Annotated in this window: 25 protein-coding genes; 9 read left to right on the plus strand and 16 right to left on the minus strand. The window is 71.1% G+C overall.

The window, feature by feature from the left end; translation table 11 throughout:
* Window position 1 precedes the first annotated feature (1 nt).
* The 6 genes from ABZ194_RS17880 to ABZ194_RS17905 form a co-directional block, all read right to left on the minus strand.
* Entirely contained in the window at window positions 2-1,741 is a 1,740-nt protein-coding gene (locus tag ABZ194_RS17880; RefSeq protein ID WP_355597469.1) for a fatty acyl-AMP ligase, read from the minus strand.
* Between the two features lie 86 nt (window positions 1,742-1,827).
* Window positions 1,828-2,511 carry a hypothetical protein gene (locus ABZ194_RS17885; protein ID WP_355597471.1) on the minus strand — a complete coding sequence of 228 codons (684 nt, stop codon included), beginning with the start codon at window positions 2,509-2,511 and terminating at the stop codon, window positions 1,828-1,830.
* Window positions 2,504-3,670 carry a hypothetical protein gene (locus ABZ194_RS17890; protein ID WP_355597473.1) on the minus strand — a complete coding sequence of 389 codons (1,167 nt, stop codon included), beginning with the start codon at window positions 3,668-3,670 and terminating at the stop codon, window positions 2,504-2,506. Before ABZ194_RS17890 ends, ABZ194_RS17885 begins: the two co-directional genes overlap by 8 nt.
* 12 nt (window positions 3,671-3,682) lie before the next feature.
* Complete coding sequence (locus ABZ194_RS17895) at window positions 3,683-4,711, minus strand: polysaccharide deacetylase family protein (RefSeq protein ID WP_355597475.1); 1,029 nt, start codon at window positions 4,709-4,711, stop codon at window positions 3,683-3,685.
* Window positions 4,712-4,714: 3 nt separating this feature from the next.
* Window positions 4,715-5,710: a Gfo/Idh/MocA family oxidoreductase gene (locus ABZ194_RS17900; protein ID WP_355597477.1), complete on the minus strand. Its 996-nt coding sequence runs from the start codon at window positions 5,708-5,710 to the stop codon at window positions 4,715-4,717.
* Window positions 5,707-7,038 carry an aspartate aminotransferase family protein gene (locus ABZ194_RS17905; protein ID WP_355597479.1) on the minus strand — a complete coding sequence of 444 codons (1,332 nt, stop codon included), beginning with the start codon at window positions 7,036-7,038 and terminating at the stop codon, window positions 5,707-5,709. Before ABZ194_RS17905 ends, ABZ194_RS17900 begins: the two co-directional genes overlap by 4 nt.
* A gap of 126 nt (window positions 7,039-7,164) precedes the next feature.
* Between ABZ194_RS17905 and ABZ194_RS17910 the strand changes: the two genes are divergently transcribed.
* The 5 genes from ABZ194_RS17910 (at window position 7,165) to ABZ194_RS17930 (ending at window position 11,382) form a co-directional block, all read left to right on the plus strand.
* Entirely contained in the window at window positions 7,165-8,046 is an 882-nt protein-coding gene (locus tag ABZ194_RS17910; protein WP_355597481.1) for an inositol monophosphatase family protein, read from the plus strand.
* Window positions 8,047-8,053: 7 nt separating this feature from the next.
* On the plus strand, window positions 8,054-8,701 hold the full coding sequence (locus ABZ194_RS17915) for a response regulator transcription factor (RefSeq protein ID WP_355597483.1): 648 nt from the start codon (window positions 8,054-8,056) through the stop codon (window positions 8,699-8,701).
* Between the two features lie 186 nt (window positions 8,702-8,887).
* On the plus strand, window positions 8,888-10,357 hold the full coding sequence (locus tag ABZ194_RS17920) for an ATP-binding protein (protein WP_355597484.1): 1,470 nt from the start codon (window positions 8,888-8,890) through the stop codon (window positions 10,355-10,357).
* The gene (locus ABZ194_RS17925; protein WP_355597486.1) at window positions 10,324-10,971 is read left to right on the plus strand and encodes a response regulator transcription factor; all 648 of its coding nucleotides are present in this window, start codon (window positions 10,324-10,326) and stop codon (window positions 10,969-10,971) included. The genes ABZ194_RS17920 and ABZ194_RS17925 overlap by 34 nt, the downstream gene beginning before the upstream one ends.
* 144 nt (window positions 10,972-11,115) lie before the next feature.
* Entirely contained in the window at window positions 11,116-11,382 is a 267-nt protein-coding gene (locus tag ABZ194_RS17930; RefSeq protein ID WP_355597488.1) for a helix-turn-helix transcriptional regulator, read from the plus strand.
* Window positions 11,383-11,479: 97 nt separating this feature from the next.
* Here ABZ194_RS17930 and ABZ194_RS17935 read toward each other — a convergent pair whose 3' ends face one another.
* Entirely contained in the window at window positions 11,480-13,165 is a 1,686-nt protein-coding gene (locus ABZ194_RS17935; protein WP_355597490.1) for a ribonuclease J, read from the minus strand.
* Between the two features lie 155 nt (window positions 13,166-13,320).
* A complete protein-coding gene (gene dapA, locus ABZ194_RS17940) occupies window positions 13,321-14,247 on the minus strand; it encodes a 4-hydroxy-tetrahydrodipicolinate synthase (RefSeq protein ID WP_355597492.1) in 927 nt (308 codons plus the stop codon).
* A gap of 511 nt (window positions 14,248-14,758) precedes the next feature.
* On the opposite strand from dapA, the gene ABZ194_RS17945 reads away from it, so the two are divergent.
* Window positions 14,759-15,490, plus strand: coding sequence for a GntR family transcriptional regulator (locus ABZ194_RS17945; protein WP_355597494.1), 732 nt, complete (start codon window positions 14,759-14,761; stop codon window positions 15,488-15,490).
* Between the two features lie 44 nt (window positions 15,491-15,534).
* Here the strand turns inward: ABZ194_RS17945 and ABZ194_RS17950 are convergent, their stop codons facing one another.
* Window positions 15,535-15,837: an antibiotic biosynthesis monooxygenase gene (locus ABZ194_RS17950; protein WP_355597496.1), complete on the minus strand. Its 303-nt coding sequence runs from the start codon at window positions 15,835-15,837 to the stop codon at window positions 15,535-15,537.
* A gap of 133 nt (window positions 15,838-15,970) precedes the next feature.
* Window positions 15,971-16,447 (minus strand): peroxiredoxin, encoded by a 477-nt coding sequence (locus tag ABZ194_RS17955; RefSeq protein ID WP_355597498.1) that lies wholly within the window; start codon window positions 16,445-16,447, stop codon window positions 15,971-15,973.
* 405 nt (window positions 16,448-16,852) lie between these two features.
* On the opposite strand from ABZ194_RS17955, the gene ABZ194_RS17960 reads away from it, so the two are divergent.
* The 3 genes from ABZ194_RS17960 to ABZ194_RS17970 all read left to right on the plus strand — a co-directional run bounded on the left by ABZ194_RS17960 (window position 16,853) and on the right by ABZ194_RS17970 (window position 19,139).
* A complete protein-coding gene (locus tag ABZ194_RS17960; RefSeq protein ID WP_355597500.1) occupies window positions 16,853-17,491 on the plus strand; it encodes a CGNR zinc finger domain-containing protein in 639 nt (212 codons plus the stop codon).
* 132 nt (window positions 17,492-17,623) lie between these two features.
* Complete coding sequence (locus ABZ194_RS17965; protein ID WP_355597502.1) at window positions 17,624-18,235, plus strand: GNAT family N-acetyltransferase; 612 nt, start codon at window positions 17,624-17,626, stop codon at window positions 18,233-18,235.
* A 25-nt stretch (window positions 18,236-18,260) separates the two neighbouring features.
* Window positions 18,261-19,139, plus strand: a complete 879-nt coding sequence (locus tag ABZ194_RS17970) for a 1,4-dihydroxy-2-naphthoate polyprenyltransferase (RefSeq protein ID WP_355597504.1) — start codon at window positions 18,261-18,263, stop codon at window positions 19,137-19,139.
* A 368-nt stretch (window positions 19,140-19,507) separates the two neighbouring features.
* On the opposite strand, the gene ABZ194_RS17975 is transcribed toward ABZ194_RS17970, so the two are convergent.
* The 6 genes from ABZ194_RS17975 to ABZ194_RS18000 all read right to left on the minus strand — a co-directional run bounded on the left by ABZ194_RS17975 (window position 19,508) and on the right by ABZ194_RS18000 (window position 26,875).
* Window positions 19,508-19,834, minus strand: a complete 327-nt coding sequence (locus tag ABZ194_RS17975) for a hypothetical protein (protein ID WP_355597506.1) — start codon at window positions 19,832-19,834, stop codon at window positions 19,508-19,510.
* A gap of 428 nt (window positions 19,835-20,262) precedes the next feature.
* Complete coding sequence (locus tag ABZ194_RS17980) at window positions 20,263-20,892, minus strand: carbonic anhydrase (RefSeq protein ID WP_355597508.1); 630 nt, start codon at window positions 20,890-20,892, stop codon at window positions 20,263-20,265.
* 760 nt (window positions 20,893-21,652) lie between these two features.
* Window positions 21,653-22,162: a GNAT family N-acetyltransferase gene (locus ABZ194_RS17985; protein WP_355597510.1), complete on the minus strand. Its 510-nt coding sequence runs from the start codon at window positions 22,160-22,162 to the stop codon at window positions 21,653-21,655.
* 182 nt (window positions 22,163-22,344) lie between these two features.
* Entirely contained in the window at window positions 22,345-23,082 is a 738-nt protein-coding gene (gene dapB, locus ABZ194_RS17990) for a 4-hydroxy-tetrahydrodipicolinate reductase (RefSeq protein WP_355597512.1), read from the minus strand.
* Between the two features lie 161 nt (window positions 23,083-23,243).
* Window positions 23,244-24,554, minus strand: coding sequence for a pitrilysin family protein (locus ABZ194_RS17995; RefSeq protein WP_355597514.1), 1,311 nt, complete (start codon window positions 24,552-24,554; stop codon window positions 23,244-23,246).
* Window positions 24,554-26,875 carry a polyribonucleotide nucleotidyltransferase gene (locus ABZ194_RS18000; RefSeq protein WP_355597516.1) on the minus strand — a complete coding sequence of 774 codons (2,322 nt, stop codon included), beginning with the start codon at window positions 26,873-26,875 and terminating at the stop codon, window positions 24,554-24,556. Before ABZ194_RS18000 ends, ABZ194_RS17995 begins: the two co-directional genes overlap by 1 nt.
* Between the last annotated feature and the right edge of the window lie 37 nt (window positions 26,876-26,912).

A 26,912-nucleotide genomic window follows, 5' to 3' on the forward strand; every position in this document is an offset into this window, starting at 1 on the left:
CTCAGGCCCCGATCCGGTAGCGGCGCCGTACGGCGGGGGTGAGCTCCTCGTGCACGACGGCCAGCTCCCCGGCGGTGAACAGGTCGCGGGTAAGGCCGCGCTGGATCTTGCCGCTGGTGGTCCGCCGCACCTCCGAGGGGCGGACCAGCACGACGCCGCCGACCGAGACCCCGAACTCGCGGCCCAGCGTCACCCTGATCCGCTCGGCCAGCCCGGACGGGGAGACCTCGCCCAGGTCTCGGATCCGGCACTCGTGCACGACGACGACCTCCTCGTCCGGCGCGGGTACGGTGAACACCGCGCCGACCCCGCGGGTCAGCGCCGGATGGGTGACCCGCACCTCCTCCTCCAGGTCCTGCGGGTAGAGGTTGCGGCCCCGGACGACGAGCAGTTCCTTGATCCGGCCGGTGACGTACAGCTCGCCCCCGTGGATCACGCCCAGGTCCCCGGTGCGCAGGTAGCCGCCCTCGCCGCCGGCGGTCTCCACGTCGAAGACCTCCGCGTTGACCTCGGGCCGCCGCCAGTAGCCCCGCGCAACGTGCGGACCGCGCACCCAGATCTCGCCGACCCGGCCCTCGGGCAGCACGGCACGGCTCCGCGGGTCGACGACGGCGACGCCGGGCTCCGCCCTGCCGCTGCCGGGCGCGTTCCGCACCTCGCCCCCCGCCGACGGCGTGAACTCGCCCCCGGCGAGCCGTTCGGCGTCCACCGGGGTGACCACGGCCGCGCTTCCCCTGGTGGTGCAGGAGACCGCCAGGGTCGCCTCGGCCAGGCCGTACCCGGGGAGCAGCGCGTCGGGCCGCAGGCCGTACGGCGCGAACCTCTCGGCGAAGGCCCGCAGGGTGGCCGCCCTGATCGGTTCGGAGCCGTTGAGCGCCTGGGTCCACCCGGACAGGTCGAGCCCGGCGGCCTGCGCGTCGGTGATCCGCTGGACGCACAGTTCGTAGGCGAAGTTGGGGGCCGGCGAGAGGTTGATCCCGTGCCGGTCGATCATGCGCAGCCAGGCGTGCGGGCGCTTCAGGAAGGCGATCGGGGACATGAGCACGGTCGTGGTGCCGTTGGCCAGCGGGATCAGCAGCTGGCCGATGAGCCCGAAGTCGTGGTACATCGGCAGCCAGCCGCCGAACCGGGTGTCCGGGCCCGAGCCCGTGACGCGGTTGAAGACCTCGACGTTGGCGAGCAGGTTGCCGTGGTCCACCACGACGCCCTTGGGGTCGCCGGTGGATCCGGAGGTGTACTGCAGGAAGGCCGGGGCGCGGGCGTCGTCCGCCGGGGGGCGCCAGCCGTCGGCGGACGGCGGCTCCTCGTCGACGGCCAGGCAGGGCAGGCCGTCGAGTCCGGCCTCCGCCGCCCATTCCTTGATCGAGCCGAGGGCGCGGACGTCGGTGAGGACGGCGGTCACCCCGGCGTCCCTGGCGATCGCGGCCAGCCGTTCCCGCTGCCGCCGGTAGCCGTCGGGCGGCGGCGAGGGAACCGCGATCATCCCGGCGTAGAGGGCGCCGAGGAACCCCTTGGCGAAACCGGTGCCGGGCTCGTGCAGCAGCAGCACCCGGTCCCCGGGCTCGGCGTGGACACGCAGCAGCACCGCCACCCGCCGTGCCGCGAGATCCAGTTCGGCGTAGGTCAGCGGCTCGTCACCCGACCCGTCGGCCGGGTCGTGGCAGAAGACCAGCGCCACCCTGTCACCGTGGCTGGACGCCCGTTCCCGCATCAGCGCGGTGAAGCTGTCGTGCTCAGGCATGCGTTCGACCTCTTCCGGTGAGAACCTGCTACGCATGCTTCCGAACCGGGGGCCACGCCATAAGCCGCGAACGAGCGGACTGAGGGCTATACCCGAAAGGCCGCCTCCACCGCCAGGAGCCGGGCGCGGCGGTAGCCCAGGTCGAGCCGCTCCAGGAGCCGCACCCCGCCGGGGTGCGGGGTGAGGAAGTGCCCGCCGGGCGCCCCCGCCCCCCTCGTCGCGGCCGGGACCACCGCGGGCGACCCCGCGGGGTCCATGGTGTCCGCCCAGCTCTCCGCCGCGTCCACGGCGGCGATCAGCCGGATCAGCGCGGTGTCGTCCGGCTCGGCGGGCGCGTGAGCCGCCCAGTAGGCGGCCCGGGTGAGGTATCCCCCGTCCGGCGGGCGCCGCGCCACCACGACCGGGAGCAGCGACCGGTTCGTCAGCGACTCACACGCCAGCAGGGTGATCCGGGGCAGCCCGTCGGGGGCCGGCGCGTCGCAGGCCGGGGCGTCGTCGCCCTCGGCCCCGCACCACGGGCACCGCACGCGGCGCACCCCGACGGGCGGCGTGGCGTCACCGGGGGGCAGCGGCAGCGACGGCGGCACCAGCAGGTGCCCGGCCGCCTCGCGCCTGGCCATCCGCTCCACGACCCGCTCCACCGGCTCCGTACCGCGCGCCCCCGGAGGCTCCCCGCTCGGGGCCGCCCGTCCCGCGCCCCGCGCGTCCGGCGACTCCCCCGCCCGCCCGGCCGGTCTCCCGGGGCCGTCGCCGTACTCCTCGCTAGGCATATGTGCGCTCCGGGAGGGTCGCCGCGCGCCCGTGTTCGACCGCGGCGACGCCCAGGTCGATCAGCGCCGACCGGGAGGCCTCGTCGAGCGGGAGCCGGTCGGCGAGGCTCAGCCCGCAGTCGATCCACGAGCCGACCGCGTCACGCAGCAGTTCGGCGGAGAGGGGCGGCCGGGTCCGCCGGAGCGCCGCGGGGCCCAGGCGGGAGACGTCCGCGCCGAGGATGTGGCCCGCGGCCCAGACCTCGGCGCGCACCTCGGCGGAGACCGTGGGAGAGGCCGCGGAGGGGGAGGTGAGGGAGGAGGGGCACGCGCCGGACTCGGCGAAGGCCCGCTCGATCTCACCGGGGTCGACGCCGGCCAGGGCCGACCAGTCGCGCCAGTACCAGCCGAACGGATGCTCGACCGGCTCACCGGTGCCGGGACGGAGAAACCTCAGCACGCAGCGCGAGCCGATGAGCTCCACCACGAAGTCGCGTGGCTCGCGGGCCGCCGCCCGCAGGGTCAGTCCGGCCTCGACCTCCTCGACGGGCGACCAGTGCTCGGAGGGCAGGTGACGGCCGCCCGCCCAGACCGTCGCGTGGAAGGAGCCGGGGTGCCCGGCGATGGTGAGCTCGTCGGCGTGGTCCACCAGGTGCGGCACGGTCGCCGCCACGGGAATCCCGCGCTCCTGGCAGAACAGTGCGATCATCTCGTCGTCGTCGCGGATCTCGTCGGGGATCGGGGCGAGAAAGGCCGCCAGCTCGCGGGCGTGGGCCGCGGGCAGCACCAGGCCCTGGGTGGGCGTCCACTCGGCGGGTGACAGCGGCGCCCACGGGGACCCCGCCGCCGCGGCGCGGCGTACCAGATAGGAGTTCTGCGGGCTGTTCCAGTTGGAGTACAGCGCCACCGCGTGCCGGGGCCTGCGGGCGATCGCGTCCGCCAGACACCCGGCGAACCCGGCCGTCGGCGCCACGTCGTCCTGCAGGACCAGGTGGTGGGTGGCGTCGCCGGGAACCGCGGCCCAGGCGCGCTTCGCGGTACGCAGGGGGCTGGGCGGTCCCGTCGGATCGGGATCGGCGACCACCCTCGGCCTCAGCGGCGCGCACGCGCCCATCAGACGGGGCAGCCGGTGGCTCCGGGACGGGTGGTGCATGATCACGACGCTGATTCGAAGGTCCATGTCCTCTTCCGTTCACACCCGCAGCGGAGCGAGCCGGTCCACCGTCACGAACCGGCAGCCGCGCGCCATCATCGACTCAAGGATCCCGGGCAGCGCCTCCACGGTCTGGGAGCGGTCGCCCCCTCCGTCGTGCAGGAGGATGACCGATCCGAAGTCGGCCTTGTCGAGGACCTGCCCGGCGATCGCCGCCGCGCCGCCCATCGCCCAGTCGCACGGTTCGACGTCCCACAGCACCGTGGTCAGGCCCTCCTCGGCCAGCCAGGTGAGCACCTCGGGTGAGCGCCCCCCGTACGGCGGGCGGACCAGGACGGGTGTCCCGCCGCCCGCCCGGTCGAGCGCCTCGCCGGTCCGCCCGATCTGACGCGAGACCTCCTGTCTGGTCAGGTCGGGCAGGTAGGGGTGGGACCAGGTGTGGTTGCCCACCAGGTGTCCCTCGTCCACGATCCTGCGGACGAGGTCGGGGAACGCCTGGACGTGCAGGCCGACGCAGAAGAAGGTGGCCGGGACGCGGTAGCGGCGCAGCACGTCCAGGACGCGGGGGGTGTACACCGGGTGCGGGCCGTCGTCGAAGGTGAGGGCGACCCTGGGCAGGGCCCGGCTGCCGTGGAACAGCAGGCCGCCCTGGGCGGTGAGCCGCCGTGCCAGCGGCTCGCTGCGCCTGATGTCGGCGTCGGCCTCGTCGTCCCGGCCGCCGAGCGTTCCCGAGCCGATGTCAAGCCTGGTCAGCCTGGCGAGGGCGTCGATGCCGAGCCTGGCCAGGGTGTCGGAGGGGACCGGCCCGGACGCAGGGCTGACCGGTGTGTCCCACGGGTCGGCCCGGTAGACGTCGAGCCCGGCCGCCATCAGCGACCCGTCCAGCACCCCGTTGGTGCTGTCGATGACGGTGACCACCTCCGACCGCTCGGCCAGCGACCGCAGGAAGCCCACCGGCTCGTCGATCCCGGTGGCGGCGAACCGGCTCACCGCGACGGGCGCCCCCGCCTGGTCGACCACGGTGACGTCGTAGCCCTCCGGGCTCCAGGCGACCCCGGCGAACCACACGGCTCACCCCTCCCCGAGCGCGACGAGACGGCCGTCCGACCGGGCCGATCCGTAGGCGGCCTCGATGATCTGCGCGGTCGAGAGGATCTCGTCCAGCGGGCCGCCCCACCGGTCGGGGCGGCCCGCGATCCGGGTGAAGTCGTCGAACATGTCGGCGAACCACTCCTCGTGGGTGGAGCTGCGGGTCGGCGAGTCGAGCGTCCGCCGCTCGCCGCCCCGGGACCCGGTGAACACGGCCACCCCGTCGGTGATGTCGAGGCTCCCCGTCGGGCCGGACAGTCCGTAGTGGTTGGCGCGGGCGTCGTCCACCCAGCTCAGGTCGATCTCCGCGTTCCCGTCCGGGAAGTGGAGCCGGACGTTGATCGCCTCGTCCAGGCCGTCGGCCTGCCACCGCGCCGTCGCCCTGACCTTGGCCGGCCGCCCCCCGAACAGCCGGGTGACCATGTAGACGCAGTGCGAGCCGTGATCCAGCAGGATGCCGCCCCCGGCCACCGCCGGGTCGCGCCGCCAGTCGGGCTGCCAGGAGCCGACGCCCCTCGCGTGGGTGGCCCGGCGGATCCGGATGGTCGCGGTGACCGGGGTACCGGCCTCCTCCCTCGCCTCGGTGAGCATCCGCATCATCGGGGAGAAGAGGTAGTTGTGCGCGGGGTAGAGCAGCCGGCCCGCCCGGGTGGCGGCCTCGGCCAGCGCGCGGGCGTCGGCCGCGCGGAAGGCCACGGGCTTCTCGCAGATCACGTGGGCCCCGGCGGCGAGCGCCCGCGTGGTGAGCTCGGCGTGCGAGGAGGGCGGGGTACAGACGTCGACCACGTCGACCCGGTCCGCCGCGAACAGCTCGGGCAGGTTCAGGTGGGTGCGCAACCCCGGCTGGAGGTCCCTGGCCTCGGCGAGCCTGGCGGGCGAGGGGTCGACGACCGCGACCACCTCGGCCCCGGCGACCTGGCGGTAGGCGCCGAGCCTGGCGGTGCCGGCCGTACCGAATCCAGCGATGGCCACTCTCATGCGGCGCCTCCGATCAGGGTACGGCGAATGATCTCGACGGCCTCCAGGGCCTGGTCCCGGCCGATGTTCAGCGGGGGGTAGAGCCGCAGCGTGTTGCCACCGGTCATGACGAGCACCCCGGCCTCCAGAAGTTCCAGGAACGTCCGGCGCAGCACCTGGCCGGAGACCGGCTCCCGGGTGGTCTTGTCGGCGACCAGCTCGATGCCGATCGCCAGGCCGACGCCCCGGACGTCACCGACTAAAGGGGCCTCCTCGGTGAGCGGGCGGAGCGCCTCAAGCAGTTCGGCGCCCAGCCTCGCGGTGTGGTCGGCGAGATCCTCCTCGACCAGCACGTCGACGACGGTGGCCACGGCCCGGCAGGCCATGGGGAACGCGCCGAAGCTGGAGGAGCTGGCGCTCGGGTCGGCGAACGGCCGCGCCGACATGTGCTCGGCGGTGGAGATGACCCCGGTGACCGGGTAGCCGCCGCCCATGCCCTTGCCGACGGTGACGATGTCGGGGACCACCCCGTCGTGCTGGAAGGCGAACGCGGCGCCGGTCCGCCCGAAACCGGTCATCATCTCGTCCACGATGAGCAGCGCGTCGAACTCCTTCGCCACCTCGCCGAGCGCCTGGAGGTAGCCGGGCGGCGGGACGACGTTCCCGCAGCGCCCCTGGACCGGTTCGACCACCAGCGCGGCGAGCGCGCCCGTGGAGTTCTGCTTGATCACCTCACGGGCCTGGTCCACACAGGCCAGCCCGCAGGAGTCCGGCTTGAGTTTCAGCGGGCAGCGGTAGCAGTTGGCGTACGGCGCGCTGAAGTTGCCGGCCGGCAGCGGGCCGAGGCCCGACCTGGCTCCCGCGGTGAGCGCCAGGCTGCCGAGCGACTTGCCGTGGAACCCACCCCAGAAGGACAGGAACTCGTACTTGCCGGTGACCGACTTGGCCAGCCGGAGCGCGGCCTCGACCGCCTCGGTCCCGCCGCTGTAGAGCTGGATGCGGTCCAGCGGTCCGGGCAGAAGGTCCCGTACGGCCCGCGTCATCTCCCGGCGCGCGTGGGAGCCGAAGGCCCCGGCGGGTGAGATCGCCAGCTGCGCGCTGAGCGCGCTGACGAAGCGGGGGTTGGCGTGGCCGATGGAGTTCACTCCGCCCGCGCCCTGGAAGTCGAGAATCCGGTTGCCGTCGAGGTCGGTCAGGACGGCGCCTTCGGCCGTCTCCACGCACAGGGCCGACCAGAGCATCACGGCCTGCAGGCCCGGCCCGATGACCTCCTGCTCGGCCTCCCAGTGCTCAAGTGACTTGTCGCGAGGGGCGTTCAGGCCCCATGTTTCTCGATTACCGCCCGTCATGGGCTCAAGGGTGCCCGGCGCCGATCATGCTCCGTAAGCCTCGAACGACCGCCCTTGTGGCTGCACGCCCGGCCATACCCGAAAAGGCACATCGGCCTGCCGCCCGGTCGTCGCTAACGTGGGGTGATGACCTTCACCCCGGAGTCCCCGGTCGCCCCCGAGGCCCTGGTCGCCCTCGCGGCCGAGGCCGGCGTGCGGGCCGGGCGCCACGTGATCGAGCGCCGCCGTGACGGGGTCACCCTCAGGACCAAGGGCGCCGCGCACGACATGGTCACCGAGATCGACGCCGAGGCCGAGGCCGTGATCCGGGCGATGCTCACCGTGGGCACCGTCGTCGGCGAGGAGTCCGGCGTCAGCGGGTCCGGAGACGTCCGGTGGTACGTGGACCCGATCGACGGCACGTACAACTTCGCCCGCGGGGTCGCGCTGTTCGCGGTCTCCATCGGGGTCGAGGTGGGGGGCCGGCTGGTCGGCGGGGTGGTCTACGATCCGGTCCGCGACGAGCTCTTCACCGCCGTGGGCGGTGAGCTCCGGCTGAACGGCCGCCTCCTGGGAACGGATCCGCCCGCTCCTTTGTCCACTCCGGCATCCGCGTCCGCCGCGCCGGATTCGCCGCCGATGGTGCTCACCGACATCCCGACCGCCGGGCTGCGGGACACGGCCGAGTTCGAGCTCTTCGCCGATCTGCTGGAGACGACGGACCTGCGCAGGATCGGCTCGTCGGCGCTTGCCCTGGCCTGGGTGGCCTGCGGCCGGGCCGACCTCACCGCCAACGCCGACGTGTTCGTCTGGGACGTCGCGGCCGGCCGGGCACTGGTGGCCGCGGCCGGTGGCGGGTTCGTCGGCGTGCCGGGCGAGCCGGGCACCGAGCGGCGGACCGGATTCGTCGCCTGGCGGCCGGGCTTCGCCGGGCTGGGGGGACGCGTCGCCGCCGGACTGGCGACCTTTGCCCACCTGTGTCCGGAACTCGCCAACCGTCTAGCGGGCCGGGGTACGCCGACGATTTGATTCGGTTATGTTTTTCAAACCGGTTGAACGCACGGAGACCACGCAGCTCAACGTCGCGATCTTCGTAGGCAACGAGCTGCTCCAGCGCGGGCTTGAAACGGTCCTGCGCCACCTGCCCTCCGTCGGTCAGGTCCATCAGTGCGCGAGCGCGGCCCAGGTCGAGCGGCTGGCCTCGGACGACTGCCTGGACATCGTGATTTTGACCAGTTCGTGGACCCAGCCCGTGGGACGGGGAACCCGGTTGAAGGTCCTGATGCTGCTCGACGAGACGCAGGTGAGAGACCCGGCCTTCGCCGCGTCGCTGCGCAGTGACGGGTTTCTGGTCCAGCAGGAGCTGACGGCCGACTCGCTCGGGGACACCCTGCGTCGCGTGGCGGCCGGGGAGACGCCGATCCCCGCCCGGCTCGCCCGGGAACTGCTCTCCCAGGCCGCGGCGCCCACCGGCCGCCGCCAGGTCAACCTGACCCCCCGGGAGAGCACGACGCTGGACCTGCTCTCCGAGGGGTTGAGCAACCGGCAGATCGCCAGAAGGCTGTCGATCTCCGAACACGGGGCGAAACGGCTGGTCGCCAGTGTGCTGCTGAAGCTGGACGCGCCCAACCGGACGACGGCGGTGGTGACCGCCATCAAGATCGGCATGATCGAATGCCGGTGAATTACTGAGGTCATTACGCTAAATGCTCAACCGCCCAAAGCGTTCGAAAACCATTTATAATCCACCAGAGTTAGGGAATTGACCTTACGGCATTCGAACGACAAGATCACTCCTGTACCTCACCGCCGGTTGCCGCGTCAGAAAATATTCTGCCGCCGGCCCGCGACTTTGCTGAGGAGGCGGTTGATGCTGGATGCTCGACAGAGGAGAGCCTCGCAATGGGACATCCCCACGTTCCTGGCGTCGGCTCCTCACTGGAGCGTCCCGCTGATCATTTCGAGTGCGCTGGTGGGGATCGCCTCCGGAACCCTCATGGTCGTCATGGGTGCCGAGCCGAACAGCACTACGTTCCCCGCCACGGTGCTGGTGCTGGGCTGGTCCTTCGCCGGATGCGGCATCGTGCTGATCCAGCAGCCGCCCGGACGCCGGACCGGCATGCTCTTCCTGCTGACCGGGGTGGCCTGGACCCTGCGAGGCCTGCTGTTCCTGCCCCCGGGGATCGCGCAGACCCTGGCGACCGTGGTGCACGCGCTCCCGGCGACGTTTCTCGTGCACGCGGTCGTGCTGCCGTCCGAGGGAGAGAGACGCGACCGGCTGGAACGCGGCACCCTCGTCCTCGCCTGGCTGCTGCCGTTCACCCTGGCCCCCGACTATCTGCTCGGTGACCGGGATCCCAGCGAACCGTGCATGACCTGCCTGTCGCTGGAGCCCGCCCTGCTCTCCTCGCCGATCCGGATCGTCGCCCATCTGCACGTGGCCCTGCTGGCGTGCGCGCTGCTGTGGGTGGTCGTCCGGCGCCGGCACAGGGGCCCGGGGCGCTCCCTCTGGTCGACGAGGATCCTGGCCTCGATCATCGCCCTGCAGATGGCGGTGGAGACCGTCGCCCCGGCCGTGCTGCCCCCCAGCGTGGTCGAGGCCACGCGACTGCCGTTCAACGCGGTGGGTGTCACCGTCCTGGTCATGCTGCCACCCGCCGTGGTCGCGGGGGCCCTCTACACCTGGCTGGACCACGCGAGGCAGGAGCGCGACCAGCTGCGCCGCGACGCGCACGCCCGCACCGCGGCGGCGCTCCAGGCGATCCAGCGGGACCTGCACGACGGGGCGCAGCTGCGGATGCTCAAGGCCGCGATAGCCGTCCGCCTGGCACGCACCAACGCGGCCGAGCCCGACGTCGTCCGCTCGCTCGACACCGCGATGGAGGAGCTCCGTGAGGCCCTGGAGGACCTGCGCAGGCTCGCCGCGGGTGACGCCTCGGAGGTGCTGCGACTGCGCGGACTGCCCGCCGCCCTGGAACGCCTGGCCACCGGCTCACCGGTGCCGGTCACCCTCTACGCCGAGCCGATGGCGGACCTGCCGCCCGATGTCGGTCAGGCCATCTACTATGTGGTCGCCGAGGCCCTGACCAACGTGGCCAGGCACGCCCAGGCCCGGTCCGTTCTGGTGACGTGCCGGGGCACCGGACAGGACCTGATGCTGGAGATAAGCGACGACGGGATCGGCGGCGCCGTCCCGGGAGAGGGGCATGGCATATCCGGGATGGTTCAGCGGGCCGTACTGGCGGGCGGCACATTCGAGCTGAGCAGCCCGTCCGGCGGCGGCACCACGGTCAGGGTGGTGATCCCGTGCGTGTCATCATCGCCGACGACACCGCGCTGATCCGGGCCGGCACGGCCGCGCTGCTGCGGCAGGCCGGCATCGACGTCGCCGCCACCGCCGCCGACGCCACCGCCATTCTCGGCCTGGTCCGGCAGCACGAGCCCGACGTGGTCATCCTCGACATCCGGATGCCACCCACCTTCACGAACGAGGGGGTCGTCGCGGCGCAGCGGATCCGGGCGGAGTTTCCCGGCAAGGGGGTGCTCCTGCTCTCCCTGCACCTTGATCTCAACTACGCCCTGGAGATGGTGAACTCGGGGGAGGGACGGTTCGGCTATCTGCTGAAGGAGCGGTTGCTCGACATCGCCGACCTCGTCCACGCGCTGCACCGCATCACGGCCGGGGACGCGGTCATCGACCCGGCGATCGTCCAGGCGCTCATGACGCGCCAGCGCGCCGCGCACACCGTGGGACGGCTGACCGCGCGCGAGCACGAGGTGCTCGGCCTGATGGCCGAGGGGCTCACCAACCAGGCCATCGGCGAGAAACTCCATCTCAGCCGCAAGACCGTGGAAGCACATGTCACCCGAATCTTGGAAAGACTGGACATTCCGGTCGAAGAAGGAATCCACCGGCGAGTGATGGCCATTCTCACCTTCTTCGAATCACGGTAACGCTGAGTATCCATTCGATTATAGGGAAATTCCCCTCTGTCGCCAGGGATATCCCGCTATTGCCAGAAAGACACTCCTCCTAGTGTGATAGTTCAGCACCAAGCAAGGCCTTCAACGGGGAGACAGCAGCAACGGGGAGACTGAATGCTGGCACAAGCACCTGCGAGCAGCCGAAATCACCAGGTCACGACATGGCTGGACATCTGTCAGGAACGGGGGCTCGTCAACGAACTTCAGGCGGAGGTACTTCGGCTGCTGGCGAGCGGCCTGACCGACGACACCGTCGGTAAGAAGCTGGACATCTCATCACGCACGGTACAGCGCCACGTCTCCAGGGTGATGACCCTGGTAGGCGCCCGGAGCCGGCTGGAACTCGGGATCCTGCTGGCCAGCAGGATCCCGACCCACTAGCCGCGATCTCGATCACCGGTCCTCGGGGACGACCGGGACGATCGTGAGCAGGCGCATCCCGTACGGCGGTCGGTGGGGCCGCCGTACGGGATGGAGATCAGACCTCGATCACCACGGGGATGATCATCGGGCGGCGCCGGTAGGTGTCGCTGACCCAGCGCCCGACGGTCCTGCGGACCACCCGGCGGATCTGCTGGATGTCGACCACACCGTCGGCCGCGTGCTCCTCCAGAGCCCTCTCAAGCTGCGGGAGGATCTCGACCAGCCGGTCGGGGTCGATGCCCGATCCACGGGCGTGGATCTCCGGGCCCGCGGTCAGCTTGCCGGTGCCGGTGTCGACCACCACGACGACGGAGATGAAGCCCTCCTCGCCCAGGATCCGCCGGTCCTTCAGCGCGAAGTCGGTGACGTCGCCCACCGAGGTGCCGTCCACGTAGACGTAACCCGCGGGAACCGCCCCCACGATCTTCGCCCGGCCGTCGACCAGGTCCACCACGACGCCGTCCTCGGCGATCACGATGTGGTCGTCCGGCACCCCGGTGAGCGCGGCGAGCTTGGCGTGCGCCCGCAGGTGCCGCCACTCGCCGTGCACCGGCATGAAGTTGGACGGCCGGGTCAGGTTGAGCACGTAGAGCAGCTCGCCCGCGGCGGCGTGCCCGGAGACGTGCACCTTCGCGTTGCCCTTGTGCACCACGCGGGCGCCCCAGCGGCTCAGCCCGTTGATCACCTTGTTGACGGCGGTCTCGTTGCCGGGCACCAGGGAGGAGGCCAGCAGCACGGTGTCGCCCTCGGCCACCCGGATCGGGTGGTCGCGGTTGGCCATCCGCGACAGCGCCGCCATCGGCTCGCCCTGGGACCCGGTGCAGATCAGCACCACGTCCTCCGGCGGCCAGCCCTCGATCTCCTTGGAGTCGACGATGACGTCCGGCGACACCCTCAGATAGCCGAGATCGCGGGCGACGCCCATGTTGCGGATCATGGAACGGCCGACCAGGGCGACCTTGCGGCCGTGTTTCTCCGCCGAGTCGATGACCTGCTGGACGCGGTGGATGTGGGAGGCGAAGCTCGCCACGATCACACGCTTCTCCGCGGTGCGGACCACCTCGTCGATGACCGGCGCGATCTCCCGCTCACTGGTGACGAAGCCCGGCACCTCGGCGTTGGTCGAGTCCGACATCAGCAGGTCGACGCCCTCGGCGCCGAGCCTGGCGAAGCCCCCCAGGTCGGTCAGCCGCCCGTCGCTGGGCAGCTGGTCCATCCGGAAGTCGCCGGTGTGCAGCACGATGCCGGCGGGTGTCCGGATCGCGACGGCCAGCGCGTCCGGGATCGAGTGGTTGACGGCGAGGAACTCCGTCTCGAACGGCCCGAACCGGCGCCGCTCCCCCTCGACGACCCCGACCTTGACCGGCTGGATTCGGTGTTCGGTGAGCTTCGCCTCGATCAGCGCCAGCGTCAGCCTGGACCCCACGATCGGGATGTCCCGGCGCTCCCGCAGAAGGTACGGCACGGCGCCGATGTGGTCCTCGTGCGCGTGGGTCAGCACCACCGCCTCGACGTCGTCCAGGCGGTTCCTGATGTATTCGAAGTCGGGCAGTATCAGGTCGACGCCCGGCTGGTCCGGCTCGGGGAACAGCACCCCGCAGTCGACGATCAGCAGGCGGCCGTCGTACTCGAACACCGCCATGTTGCGGCCGATCTCACCAAGGCCGCCCAGCGCGACGATGCGGAGCGCGCCGTCGGGAAGCCGCGGCGGCGGCCCGAGCTCGGGATGGGGGTGACTCATGCGGCCACACCTTTCTCATAGGCGGTGGCGGCTCCCTCGGATGGCAGGACTGCTCCCTCGCCGAGCACTCCCGTTCCCTGCGAACCGCTCTGTTCTCTGTCGCTCAAACTCCCGTTCCTCCCCACTGCGGCCGATACCGGCCGCGACGTTCCTGCTCATGGCACAACCCCGTCGGACGGCTTCACGCCGCCCGCGATCAAGTCTTCTCGCAGCCGCGCGATCTGCTGCTCGGTGGCCTCCGTCAACGGCGATCGCGCCGGGCCGGCGGACCGCCCCATCAGGGTGAGCGCCGCCTTCGCCATGATCGCGCCACCTGCCTGCGTCATGATCCCGGAGACCACCGGGAGCAGCCTGCGGTGGACGGCCAGCGCGCCCGCGACGTCGCCCGCGCGGTACAGCTCCATCATCGCGGCGATCTCCGCGCCCACGACGTGCCCGACGACACTGACGCACCCGGCGGCCCCGACCGAGAGCCACGGCAGGTTGAGCGTGTCGTCACCCGAGTAGAAGACCAGGTCGGTGGCGGCCATCACCTGCGACCCGGCGAACAGGTCGGCCTTGGCGTCCTTCACCGCGACGATCCGCTCGTGCCCGGCCAGCCGGACGAGGGTGTCGGACTGGATCGGCACACCGCTGCGCCCCGGAATGTCGTAGAGCATGACCGGCAGGCCGGTGGCGTCGGCCACGGCGGTGAAGTGCCGGTAGAGCCCCTCCTGTGGCGGTTTGCTGTAGTAGGGCGTCACCACCAGCAGACCGTGGGCCCCGGCGCGCTCGGCGGCACGGGCCAGTTCGGCGCTGTGCCGGGTGTCGTTGCTGCCCGCGCCGGCCACGATCGTGGCACGGTCACCGACCGCCTCGACAACGGCACGCAGGACGCGCTCCTTCTCCTCGTCGGAGGTGGTCGGGGACTCCCCCGTGGTACCGCTCACCACGAGGCCGTCGTTGCGCTGCTCGTCCACCAGATAGGTGGCCAGGCTTCGCGCTCCCTCGTAGTCGACCTCGCCGTCGTCGGTGAACGGGGTGACCATGGCGGTCAGCATGCGGCCGAAAGGGGCGTCGGAGGTTCCAGTTGGCGCTGCCATAAACCGAACGCTACCCGGATCCGTAGAAACGGTAGACCCCGCCACCCCGCCTAGCCTCTGTACACCGATGGGGCCAAGGGGGAATATCTCCCCACCGCACCTACTGCATACCGTACACGCGAATATGCGAGCGATGGCCGGGGCCTGGGGCAGCCGAGGTGCCCGGGGGCGCCGCCGCCCGCCGGAACCCCCGCGGGACACGACGTCCCGGCCTCCGCGATCGCGTCGGGCGGTGTTTCGGACACCCTCTCCGTCCGAGGCGGCCCGATCCGGCCCTCCCGGCTCCGCGGACGCCGAAGAGGCCGCCGGTATGTGCTCGGGGGTACACACACCGACGGCCTCTACCGTTGAATCGCGGGCACTTACGCGGGTGTTACATGGGCTCTGAGATATTTTCAGCCCCTTTCTCGGCGCCACGCAAAGTTGGAGTTCCAAATTGCCGCCATTACCCTGAGTTGTGCGCCGAATACGTCAGGATGGGGCGACGCCCGTCAAACCCAGGGATGGACACGTGGCAAGCTCCGATCCGGTCTACCTGCGCGTCGTCGCCGATATCCGCCGCCAGATCGTCGACGGCTCCCTCTCCCCCGGCGCGCCGATCCCCTCCCGCGCCCAGCTCACCCGCAAGTACGGCGTGGGCGAGACCGCCGCCCGCCACGCGCTCCGCGTGCTCGCCACCGAAGGCCTGATCGTCGGCCGCGTCGGCTCCGGTCACTACGTCAGGGCCAGGCCCACGCTGCTCCCACTGCACCGCTGGCGCTTCCACGACCACCACGCCCCCGTCGGCGCCGACGTCCAGGCACAGGGCACCCGCACCACCCGGGAGTGGCGGATCGAGCGCGCCGAGGCCACCCCCGACATCGCCCAGCGCCTGCGGCTGGACGGCTCGGTCCCGGTGACCCGCACCCGCTACGTCCTGCGCGGTGACGGCAGGCCGCTGCAGCTCGCCACCTCCTACGAGCCCGCCGGGTTCGGCGAACCCGCCGCCGAGGAGACCCCCCGCAGCCTGATCGCCCGCCTGTCCGCCGCCGGGGTCAAGGTCACCGAGATAGTGGAGCAGGTCTACACCCGCGTCCCCCAGCCCGCGGAGAGCGACACCCTCGCCCTCCCGGCGGGCGTTCATGTCCTGCACGTGGAACGCACCCACTGGGCCGGCGACCGGCCGGTCGAGACCAGCGACATCGTCATCCCCGGCGACCGATTCCGCCTGGTTTACACCCACCCTCTCCCTCCGCAGCCCTAACACTCCGGCGACATCGTGAGATCAGAGCCGGGGTCCACGGATCCCTACTTCGGCAGTTTCGCGGCGAGGACGTCCAGCTTGTTGACGGCCGGAGCCTTGGCGAAGAGATGCCCTCCCTGCCGCCTCAGGGCCTCGGCGACCTGGCCCTCCAGGTGGGCGTCACGGTCGGCCTCGTCGGGGAAGGCGTCGAAGACGGCGTAGGTGGTCGTCCCCAGACGGATCGCGAACCAGGCGGTGGTCCCGGATTCCGCCTCGACAAGCGGGAGGGCCCCCCTCAAGAAGTCCTCCACCTCGGCCTCCTTGCCGGGCTTGGCTTCGAGTAGAACGAACAGTCCCAGGGTGACCATGTATCCTCCCGCCGGCTCCAGCGAAGGTTTCGCTGTCTCCCCTCAGCGTCTCCGTGTCATGACCACGGCTACACCGCGTGCTCGCCCCGGACCTTTAAAGGATGCGGCTAAAAGACGGTGCCGTTCCAGCCGGTCACGCTCCGGAGCGCGCCCGCAGGACCTCCAGCGCCCGGTCCGCGTGGGTCTGCATGCTGGCCTCACTGTGGATCACCGCGAGGAGACTGCGGTCGGTGTCGATGACGAAGGTCATCCGGCGGGTGAGGAAGGGGCCCACCGCGAAGTTGCGGCGGGCCCCGAGACCGCGGGCCACGACGCCGTCCGGATCCGACAGCAGGGGGAAGCCCAGGGCGTTGGTCTCGGCGAAACGTCTCTGCCGGGCGACGGTGTCGCGGCTGATGCCCACCGGACCCGCGCCGACCTCGGCGAACTCGCTCGCCAGATCCCGGAAATGACAGCTCTCCGCCGTGCATCCCGAGGTCATGGCCGCCGGGTAGAAGAACAGGACCACCGGCCCCTTGGCGAGAAGATCGGTGAGGCGCCGGGCCGTACCGGTCTCGTCGAAGAGCTCGAAATCCTCGACCACATCTCCGACCGCGAGGCTTCCACTCACGACATGTCCTCCCTGCGTCACTGAACCTGCGTCACTGAACCTGTGCCACTGAGCCTTCGTCATCGAGTCTTCGTCACCACAGGTGCCCGAACCGCCCGCCGTGGGTGGTTTCCGACCGGCAGGGCCGAAGATCGGTAATGCCCTCCCATTGTCGGCGGAAGGAGGCCCGTTGTCAGCGGAAGAACGACCTCGGTGCGGAACCGGGGTTCCGGCGGGCCCCCTCCCGGGCGGGCCCGCCGGGCGGATCCCCCCGGGATCCGGGGAATCGGCATACCGGCAGGGGGCCGGCGCGGAGCCGGGAGGCCGGCGCGCGGAGCCGTATCGCGCCATTCAACACCACTTAAAGCACTACGACAGTGTCGCGATGAGTACCACCCCCTACTGGCATACAGTGGTCGCAGAGAGGTGAGCGACCACATGGACAACCCCGCGGACCTGGTGTGCGACTTCGTGAACACCTACGACGTCGAGAGCGACACCGACTCGATCCCGTCACCCGCGGCCCTGACCGCCTGGCTCGGCGGACGCGGTCTGATCGGGCCGGGAGACAGCGCGGGCGACGCCGACGTGAGCCTGGCCGCCGATCTGCGGGAGGCCCTGCGCGCGGCGCTCCGCCACAACCACGACCGCGCCGGCACCCACGGCCGCGCCGGCAACGGCCCCGGCGGAAACGGCGACGGCCCCGGCGGCGACCGCGACCCGGTCCAGGACGGCGCCGAGGAGCGGCGGCCTGGACCGTCCCGGCCGTTCGCCGCGCTCCCGTTACGGGTCGCGCTGACCGCGTCCGGACCGGTCCTCGAACCCGTCTCCACCGGGGTGCCCGGCGCGCTGGCCGGGATCGCGGCGGCCGTGATGGGCGCGCACGCGGACGGCAGGTGGCCGAGGCTGAAGGTCTGCGCCGAGAGCACCTGCCAGTGGGCCTTCATCGACTCCTCCAAGAACCGCTCGCGCTCCTGGTGTTCCATGAGGGTCTGCGGCAACCGCACGAAGACCAGGGCATACCGGGCCCGGCGTCAGACCGAGACAGACTCGCGTCATCCCTGAGTCGGATTCCCCGATACGGTGTAGGAGCCCGTCTCGCGGATCCACCCGCCTGATGCCCGCTCGCGTGGCACGAGACCTGCGAGGCGGCGTGTCCTGAGGCGACGGCAGACGGCAGAGAAGGAGCGGGCCGAAATGGCAGACGTAGGCGTGCGGGCGGCTCGGCACGATGATGTCGCCGCGGTGACGAGCACCCAGATTCGCGCCTGGAAGTACGGCTACCGGAGTTTCCTTCCCGAGGGGCCGCTGGAGCAGATGACCGGCGCGGCGGCGGAGGCGCTCTGGCGGCGGCAGTGGGATGAGGCGATCGTCTCCCCGCCCAGCCCGCGCCACCGGGTGCTGGTCGCGGTGGAGCAGGTCGTGCTGGACACCGACGCCTTTCCCGCGCTGGGGCCGGGCGGCATCGAGGCCGCCGCCGCCTCCCGGGGCGCGGAGCGGGTGGCGGGCCTGGCCTCGCACGCCCCGGCCGAGGACCCCGATCTCGCCCCCACCACGACGGGTGAGATGCTCACCTTCCTGGTGGACCCCGACTACGTACGGCGCGGCCACGGCAGCCGCCTGCTGAACGCCACGGTCGACCACCTCAGGGAGGACGGCTACCACACCATCGTGACCTGGGTCTTCGCCGACAATCACCCGGTGCTGGGCTTCCTGGAGTCGGCCGGCTGGGGTGAGGACGGAGCCGAGCGGGTCCTGAACATCGGCCGTTCCGTGCGGATGGTCCGCCTGGCCACCGACATCAGCTGACCCCGGAGAGGAAGCTCGCAGCACCATGGCCACCCCGAGCCAGTGGATCGCCGGAGCACGTCCGCGCACCCTTCCCGCCGCCGTCGTCCCGGTCGCCGTCGGCACCGGGGTGGCGCTCGGCCACGACGGGGCGGTGTGGTGGCGGGCGCTTCTCGCCCTGTTCGTCGCACTCGCCCTGCAGGTGGGGGTGAACTACGCCAATGACTACAGCGACGGAGTGCGGGGCACCGACGACGAACGGGTCGGCCCGATGCGCCTGGTCGGCTCGGGGGCCGCGTCACCACGCGAGGTGCTCACCGCGGCCTTCGGCTGCTTCCTGGCCGCCGCGGTGGCCGGGCTGGCACTGGTCGTGGCCACCCGGGCGTGGTGGCTGCTTCCGGTCGGCGCGGTGTCGATCGCGGCGGCCTGGTTCTACACCGGCGGCTCCAGGCCGTACGGCTACCGCGCCCTCGGCGAGGTCTCGGTCTTCGTGTTCTTCGGCCTGGTCGCGGTGGCGGGCACCACGTTCGTGCAGCTCGAACGGCTCCCCTGGACCGCCCTCGTGGCCTCGGTCCCGGTGGGCCTGCTGGCCTGCGCGATGCTGGTGGTCAACAACCTGCGCGACATCGTGAGCGACGGCCCGGCGGGCAAGCGCACCATGGCCGTCGTGCTCGGCGACGACCGGACCCGCGTCCTCTACACCCTCTGCCTGGTGCTGCCGCTGGTCATCGCACCGGCCATGGCGCTGTGGGAGCCGTTCGCGGCGCTGGCGGTACTCGCCGCCCCGCTCGCGATCACCCCGGTGAAGGCCGTCGGGCGGGGCGTCACCGGCCCCGCGCTGATCGCCACGCTCCAGCAGACCGGCCGGTTCCAGCTCGTCTACGGCCTGCTGTTCACGGCCGGCCTGGCGCTGAGCGCCCTGTAGAACGCGCTGAACGCGCCGCGGAACGGACGCCTGTCACTGGCCCACTGGTCGCCCGTCCCTCACCGGCGGCCCGAGGCGCGCCGGGAGGACAGGCCGGGCGCTCCGCCGGGTTCCGCGCGGAGCGCCTGTCGCGGGGATGGAGCGTGGCGGCCGGAAGGTCGGCTCTTCCGGCCACCACGCGGCTCATGGAGGGGTTTCCCGGGGTCTTCCGGGAGGGTGGTGCAGGCCGGTCGAGTGCCACCCCAGACCGGCCTGCACCTGGTCCGCGCGTCCACCTGTCTGCGTCCCCGGGGCGCGCGGGAGGACGCGGCGGCGCAGGAAACGGGCCCCCCACTGAACCGGTTCCCTGCCCGGCCGCCGCGCCGGTCTCATCTCGCCGACCCCGCCACGGAGGGGGGGACGGCGAAGCGTTCGGCGATCCGGCGGGCGACCCGCTCCAGCTCCTCGACGGGACCGCGCTCGGCGCGTTCACCGTGGCAGGTGGACCAGAAGAACGTCTGCCCGTGCGGATCGGCCCAGATGGTCAGATCGTTTCTGACGTGCAGGCACGGCTGTCCCTCCTCGTAGGCGAGGGAGGTGTAGACACCGTGGCCGTGCAGGGCCTGCTGGAGGTGATCAATGGCGATGATCGTGTCCAGCCGGGAGATCTTCGCGCTCAGCCGCTCAGCCACCGGCGTACCCGGAAAGGGGATCACGGTCAGCTCCTTTGCTGCTGGTAGTGAGGGGGTGTGGCCCCGGGATCGTCGTCCGGTTCGGCCCCTGGGGGAGGGCTGGATACCGGTGACGTCTCCCGGGGCCACTCGGAGTGGCAGACCCGGTGACCCCGCGGGTACGGGGGCGTAGACGGGATCACCGCGCGCTTGGGAGCTGCCACGGGTCTTCTGGTGCGGGACCGGCGACCGGTGGGTCACCGAGGAAACGCGTCAGGGCACTCCAGGACGTCGTCCGGACCGATGCCGGATGGCGAGTCACCGGGTGACCGGGAGACCAAACGGAACAAAAAACGTCAGGGTCGAACATGGAGCTCAAGAAGGTGCCCGGTCGGCGCGTGCCCGTTCCGCGTGACGCGGGCCGTACAACTCGGAGGTGGGTCACCTAACGGCCGGCTGCCGTCAGGTGCTTGTCACTGTTCGGCCGGGGCCGACCACCACGCGTTCTGTGAGCGGAACTCGCCGTGTTCGTCGAGCTCCTTCAGCTCGCCGGTGTCGACCTGGTAGACCCAGCCGTGCAGCTTCAGCCGCCCGGCCTCCACCTCGCGCTTGACCATCGGGTAGGCGCTGAGGGTCCGCAGCTGCGCGGCCACGTGCCGCTGCACGAACTCCAGCAGCGCCCGGTCCCGCGGCGGCCGCCCCGACACTCCCTCCAGGCCCGGCCGCGCCAGGTCCAGCCAGCCGTTCACCCCCGGAAGCGCCGACAGGTCCTCGCCCCGCACCACCGCCCCCACCGCCCCGCAGTGCGAGTGCCCGCAGACCACGATGTTGCGGACCTCCAGCACCCCTACCGCGTACTCGATCGTCGCCACCTCCCCAGAGGCCGACGGCGCGTCGTGCGGCGGCACGATGTTGCCCGCGTTCCGCAACTCGAACAGGTCACCCGGCCGCGCCGAGGTGATCAGCGCCGGAATCACCCGCGAATCCGAGCAGGAGATGAACAGCGCCTGCGGCCACTGACCATTGGCCAGGTGGCGGTACTCCTGGCCGTAATCGACGGTCCGGCGCCAGAACATACGCGCGTTCATCAGTAAGCTGTTCAAGAACGCCTCCTTGGTCCGGGTTTTGTCCGCACCCTTTGGTCTGGGTTTCTCCGCACCGTATTGAGTGGCCGACGAGGAGCGGGCCAGAGGAGAGCTTGAACATGGTTAGCGTTCGGCGAGCGAACGTTAGGACCGTCGGCTGCGAACGGCCTCGGGGTGAACCGGGGGCAGCCCCGCCCACCTGGATCGATCCATCGGAGCCGGCGGGCGGCCGGGGCTGCGGTCTCGGCCGCCCCGAGGAGGCATGTCACGCCACTTTGGGGCGCCGTCCGGCGGAGACCAGGCGACGAATCACCAAATGAGCGCATAAAAATCTTTTTAGCGGCCGGAGCCGCGGAAGCCAAAAGCCGCCTCGGGCGAATAAGTCCGGCGCCGCCGTGGCCGACGCGCCCCGAGAAGACGAACAGGGCTTTTTTAAGGGAAATCAATCCAGGCGGAATAACCGGAGGATCGAAATCGACGATTTCACGGACCGCCCCACGCGAGATCGACCGCTCAACGCCGCCCGCCCATTCGGGGTGACTCTCCACCTCCGGCGGCTCTCCGGAAAACGCCCCGTAGCCTGCTCGGCACACCGCGGTGAGGTTCGAGAACATTCACGACGCCCTCCCTCCGGTCACCCTCTCCGCCGGGGCGTATTGGAAAGATCTACGAAGCCGGAGACGATCGCAAGATCTTTTGTTCTCCCGGCAACGGCCTCGGGTTACGTGGCCCCACCGGGTTGTCCCCGCTTATACCGCGGGCCGCCCCGCGCCGCCTCTCACCGGGATCGGCGCATGACGACGCGGGGGGCGAGGTCGATGCCCAGGTCCCGTTCGTGAGCCACCAGTGCGGCCAGTTCCGGCCCCCATTCGGCGGGGTCGAGTACGGCGAAGCCGTGCCGGGCGTACCAGGGCGCGTTCCACGGCACGTCCCGGAAGGTGGTCAGCGTCACGGCCGCCGAACCGGCCGAGGCCGCGTGGTCGCAGACCGCCTCCAGCAGGCGCCCGCCGACACCCCGGCGCCCGTGGCCGGGGTGGACGGCGAGCTGGTCGAGGTGGACCGTGCCGTCCACCCAGCCGATCATGGCGAACCCGATCGGCGGATCACCGGCGACCAGGACCCGCGACGGGTCGCCGGTCTCCTCGATCATCGTGGTCCCCGCCGGAAAGGCGATCCCCACCTGGGCGAACAGCCCGTCGGCCGCGACCTCGACCGCGGCGAGCCCCGGCAGCTCGCCCGGCTCGGCCCAGCGGATCTCAGTCGAAGTCGAAGATCGAGTGCTTGTCATGGAACCGGAGGATACAGCGGCACCGCGTGCGGACCACGAGGGTTATCCGGTGGGAGGTGATCCCCCACCGGCCTGTCGATCCTGCCGTGCCCCCGCCGCAACTCGGTGCCCGCGCAGAGCGGGCGGGTGAACCGGGATCGTGTCATGTCCAGACGACGAACGGCGGCGCCCGCGTCCCCGGCCTACAGGCCGAGCAGATGCTCCAGGCCGACGGTCAGTCCCGGCATCTCGCCGATCCGGCGCACCCCCAGCAGCACGCCCGGCGTGAACGACGAGCGGTTCATGGTGTCGTGCCGGATGGTGAGAGTCTCCCCGTCACCGCCCAGGAGCACCTCCTGGTGGGCGATCAGCCCGGCCAGCCGCACCGAGTGCACCCGGACCCCGTCCACGTCCGCGCCCCGCGCGCCCTCCATCTCGGCGCTGGTGGCGTCGGGCATGGGAGCGGCCCCGGCCCTGCGCCTCGCCTCGGCGATCAGCTCCGCCGTACGGCGCGCGGTACCCGAGGGCGCGTCCGCCTTGTTCGGATGGTGCAGCTCGACGATCTCGGCCGAGTCGAAGTAACGGGCGGCCTGCTGGGCGAAGCGCATCATCAGCACGGCCGCGATACCGAAGTTGGGGGCGATCAGCACGTTGACGCCGGGGGTTGTCTCAAGCCGGCCGCGCACGGTGGCCAGGCGCTCGGCGTCGAAGCCGGTGGTGCCGACCACCGTGTGGATGCCGTGGGAGAGGCACCACTCGATGTTGCTCATGACCACGTTGGGGTGGGTGAAGTCGACCACCACCTCGGAGCCCTCCAGCTCCTCGATCGGGTCGCCCTTGTCGACGGCCGCGACCAGTTCCAGATCGTCCGCCGCGGCCACGGCCTTGCACACTTCGATACCGACACGCCCTCGGGCGCCGAGAACTCCAACCCTGATCACGGCCCCAAGGCTATACCTTCTCTCCTCCCAGGACCGCGCCGACCTCGCCCGGCACGTTCCGGGGCCCCACCGGGGGGGCGGACAGCTCGGGAGGGGGCCCGCACCGGGGCGGGAAAGGCGAGACGGCCCCGGAGCGCCGGGGCCGTTCGCTGTGAGGACCGCTAGGCGTTCAGAGCCCAGCTGAAGTCCTTGTCCTCGTAGGGGCCGATGACCGCGAGGGTGGCCGGGCGGCTGAGAACGTCGCGGGTGACCTCGGTGATCTCCTCCGGGGTCACCGCCTCGATCCTGGCCAGCACGTCGTCCACGGTGAGCTGCTCGTCGAAGACCAGCTCGCCCTTGCCGATCCTGGACATCCGGGAGCCGGTGTCCTCCAGGCCCAGCACGAGGCCGCCGCGGAGCTGTCCCTTGCCTCGGACGATCTCCTCCTCGGTGATGCCGTCGGCGATCACCCGGAGGATCTCCTCGTTGCAGATCTTCAGCACGTCGTCGATCTTCGAGGGCAGGCAGCCGACGTAGATGCCGAACTGGCCGGTGTCGGCGTAGGCGGAGGTGTAGGAGTAGGCCGAGTAGGCCAGGCCCCGCTTCTCCCTGATCTCCTGGAACAGCCGCGAGGACATGCCGCCGCCGAGCGCCGCGTTGAGCACGCCGAGCGCGAAGCGGCGCTCGTCGGTGCGGGTGAGGCCGGTCGTGCCGAGGACCAGGTTGGCCTGCTCGGTCGGCCGGTGCAGCACCCGGACGCCGGAGCGGGTCTCGACCCCGGGGCCGAAGACGCGCGGGGCGAGCGGCGAGGCGTCCCCGCCGAGGGCTCCGGCCCGCTCGTAGGCGGCGGCGACCAGGGCGACGACCTGCTCGTGGTCGACGTTGCCCGCCACCGACACCACGGTGCGGGTGGGCAGGTAGTAGCGCCGGTAGTACTCCGCGATCCGGTCACGGCTGACCGCGTTGATCGAGTCGACCGTGCCGAGGATCGGCCGGCCGATGGGCGTGTCGCCGTACAGCTCGGCGGAGAACTGCTCGTGCACCACGTCCGAGGGGTCGTCGTCGTGCATGGCGATCTCCTCCAGGATCACGCCACGCTCGGCCTCGACGTCCTCGGGGGTGATGAGCGAGGAGGTCAGCACGTCGGCGAGCACGTCGATCGCCACCCGCAGGTCCTCGTCCAGGACCCGCGCGTAGTAGCAGGTGTACTCCTTGGCGGTGAAGGCGTTGATCTCACCGCCGATGCCCTCGATGGCCGCGGAGATCTCCAGGGCGTCCCGTGTGGGGGTGCCCTTGAACAACAGGTGTTCAAGGAAGTGGGAGGCCCCCATGTGCTCGGGGGTCTCGTCACGCGAGCCGATGCCGACCCACATGCCGACCGCGACGGAACGCACGGTCGGCATGGACTCGGTCACCACCCGGAGCCCACCGGGGAGGACGGTGCGCCGTACGACCCCGGCACCGTCGGGGCCGGGGTACGCAGTGGTGGTCATCACGAGTTGCGGTCTTCTCCCCCGCGGCTGCCGTTGCCGCCGCCGCCGCTGCTCCGGGTACGGGTACGGCGGGGCCGCTCCTCCCGGGGCTGCTCGTCGGAGGAGGCGACCGGCGCGTCGGAGGAGCCGCCCTCGGCCTTGGCCGCGGCCTCCTTCTCGATGACCTCGACGGGCACCAGGGAGAGCTTGCCGCGCGAGTCGATCTCGGCGATCTCCACCTGGACCTTCTCGCCGACGTTCATGACGTCCTCGACGTTCTCGATGCGCTTGCCGCCGTGCAGCTTGCGGATCTGGGAGACGTGCAGGAGGCCGTCCTTGCCCGGCATGAGGGAGATGAAGGCGCCGAAGGCCGCGATCTTGACGACCGTGCCCAGGTAGCGCTCGCCGACCTCCGGCATGTGCGGGTTGGCGATGGCGTTGATCGCCGACCTGGCCGCCTCAGCGGACGGGCCGTCGGTGGCGCCGATGTAGATGGTTCCGTCGTCCTCGATCGTGATCTCGGCGCCGGTGTCGTCCTGGATCTGGTTGATCATCTTGCCCTTCGGGCCGATGACCTCGCCGATCTTGTCCACCGGGACCTTGATCGTGATGATGCGCGGGGCCGTCGCGTTCATCTCCGCCGGGGAGTCGATGGCCTCCTGCATCACGTCGATGATGGCCAGACGGGCGCCCTTGGCCTGCTTCAGCGCGGCGGCCAGGACCGAGGCGGGGATGCCGTCGAGCTTGGTGTCGAGCTGGAGCGCGGTGATGAGGTCCTTGGTGCCGGCGACCTTGAAGTCCATGTCGCCCATGGCGTCCTCGGCACCGAGGATGTCGGTCAGCGTGACGTACTCGTCGCCCTCGTTGATGAGACCCATCGCGATGCCCGCGACGATGCCCTTGAGCGGGACGCCGGCGTCGAGCAGCGCCATGGTCGAGGCGCAGACCGAGCCCATCGAGGTCGAGCCGTTGGAGCCGAGCGCCTCGGAGACCTGACGGATCGCGTAGGGGAACTCCTCGCGGGCCGGCAGGACCGGGACGAGGGCCCGCTCGGCGAGCGCGCCGTGGCCGATCTCCCGGCGCTTGGGCGAGCCCACCCGGCCGGTCTCACCGGTGGAGTAGGGCGGGAAGTTGTAGTTGTGCATGTAGCGCTTGGTGCGCTCGGGGTTGAGCGTGTCGATCATCTGCTCCATCCGGAGCATGTTGAGCGTGGTGATGCCCAGGATCTGGGTCTCACCGCGCTCGAAGAGGGCCGAGCCGTGCACCCGGGGCACAACGTGGACCTCGGCGTTGAGCTGGCGGATGTCCTTGACGCCCCGGCCGTCGATGCGGACGCCCTCGGAGATGACCCGCTCGCGCATGAGCCTCTTGGTCAGCGACCGGAACGCGGCGCCGACCTCCTTCTCACGGCCCTCGAAGTCGGGGCCGACCTTCTCCGCCGCCAGGGCCTTGAGCCGGTCGAGCTCGGCCTCGCGCTCCTTCTTGCCCGCGATGGTCAGCGCGGCGGCCAGCTCACTGCTCACCGCGCCGGTCACGGCCTCCAGGACGTCGTCCTGGTAGTCGAGGAACAGGGGGTACTCGGCGGTCTCCTTGGCGGCGACCTTGGCGATCTTGGCCTGCGCCTCGCAGAGCACCTTGATGAACGGCTTGGCGGCCTCCAGGCCCTGGGCCACGGTCTCCTCGGTCGGCGCGACGGCCCCCTCTGCGACGAGCTTGAGCGTGTCACGGGTGGACTCGGCCTCGACCATCATGATCGCGACGTCGCCGTCCTCCAGGACGCGGCCCGCGACCACCATGTCGAAGGTGGCGTTCGCCAGCTCCGTGTGGGTCGGGAAGGCCACCCACCGGCCCTCGATCAGGGCGACGCGGACGCCGCCGATCGGGCCGGAGAAGGGCAGCCCTGCGAGCTGGGTGGAGAGGGAGGCGGCGTTGATCGCGACCACGTCGTAGAGGTGGTCGGGGTTGAGCGCCATGATGGTCGCCACGACCTGGATCTCGTTGCGCAGCCCCTTGACGAACGACGGGCGGAGCGGCCGGTCGATCAGGCGGCAGGTGAGGATGGCGTCCTCGGAGGGACGGCCCTCACGCCGGAAGAAGGAGCCGGGGATGCGGCCCGCGGCGTACATCCGCTCCTCGACGTCGACCGTCAGCGGGAAGAAGTCGAGGTTTTCCTTCGGGTTCTTGGAGGCGGTGGTCGCGGAGAGGACCATCGTCTCGTCGTCGAGGTGGACGACGGCGGAACCCGCCGCCTGGCGCGCGAGCCGGCCGGTCTCGAACCGGACGGTGCGTGTGCCGAAGGGGCCGTTGTCGATAACGGCTTCACTGCTGTGGACACCCTCCACGGGGGACCTCCTCTGGGTCGGTCGCCCGCGTCCACTC

The sequence above is a fragment of the Streptosporangium sp. NPDC006007 genome (assembly GCF_040614315.1).
GTDB lineage: Bacteria > Actinomycetota > Actinomycetes > Streptosporangiales > Streptosporangiaceae > Streptosporangium.

Coding starts and splice junctions, on each gene's coding strand:
- ABZ194_RS17950 (WP_355597496.1), bottom strand. CDS start 15,837: ATGGTCACCCTGGGACTGTTCGTTCTACTCGAAGCCAAGCCCGGCAAG.
- ABZ194_RS17905 (WP_355597479.1), bottom strand. CDS start 7,038: ATGACGGGCGGTAATCGAGAAACATGGGGCCTGAACGCCCCTCGCGAC.
- ABZ194_RS17935 (WP_355597490.1), bottom strand. CDS start 13,165: ATGAGTCACCCCCATCCCGAGCTCGGGCCGCCGCCGCGGCTTCCCGAC.
- dapA (WP_355597492.1), bottom strand. CDS start 14,247: ATGGCAGCGCCAACTGGAACCTCCGACGCCCCTTTCGGCCGCATGCTG.
- ABZ194_RS17920 (WP_355597484.1), top strand. CDS start 8,888: ATGCTGGATGCTCGACAGAGGAGAGCCTCGCAATGGGACATCCCCACG.
- ABZ194_RS17930 (WP_355597488.1), top strand. CDS start 11,116: ATGCTGGCACAAGCACCTGCGAGCAGCCGAAATCACCAGGTCACGACA.
- ABZ194_RS17995 (WP_355597514.1), bottom strand. CDS start 24,554: ATGACCACCACTGCGTACCCCGGCCCCGACGGTGCCGGGGTCGTACGG.
- ABZ194_RS17900 (WP_355597477.1), bottom strand. CDS start 5,710: ATGAGAGTGGCCATCGCTGGATTCGGTACGGCCGGCACCGCCAGGCTC.
- ABZ194_RS17910 (WP_355597481.1), top strand. CDS start 7,165: ATGACCTTCACCCCGGAGTCCCCGGTCGCCCCCGAGGCCCTGGTCGCC.
- ABZ194_RS17970 (WP_355597504.1), top strand. CDS start 18,261: ATGGCCACCCCGAGCCAGTGGATCGCCGGAGCACGTCCGCGCACCCTT.
- ABZ194_RS17880 (WP_355597469.1), bottom strand. CDS start 1,741: ATGCCTGAGCACGACAGCTTCACCGCGCTGATGCGGGAACGGGCGTCC.
- ABZ194_RS17985 (WP_355597510.1), bottom strand. CDS start 22,162: ATGACAAGCACTCGATCTTCGACTTCGACTGAGATCCGCTGGGCCGAG.
- ABZ194_RS17885 (WP_355597471.1), bottom strand. CDS start 2,511: ATGCCTAGCGAGGAGTACGGCGACGGCCCCGGGAGACCGGCCGGGCGG.
- ABZ194_RS17915 (WP_355597483.1), top strand. CDS start 8,054: ATGTTTTTCAAACCGGTTGAACGCACGGAGACCACGCAGCTCAACGTC.
- ABZ194_RS17890 (WP_355597473.1), bottom strand. CDS start 3,670: ATGGACCTTCGAATCAGCGTCGTGATCATGCACCACCCGTCCCGGAGC.
- ABZ194_RS17965 (WP_355597502.1), top strand. CDS start 17,624: ATGGCAGACGTAGGCGTGCGGGCGGCTCGGCACGATGATGTCGCCGCG.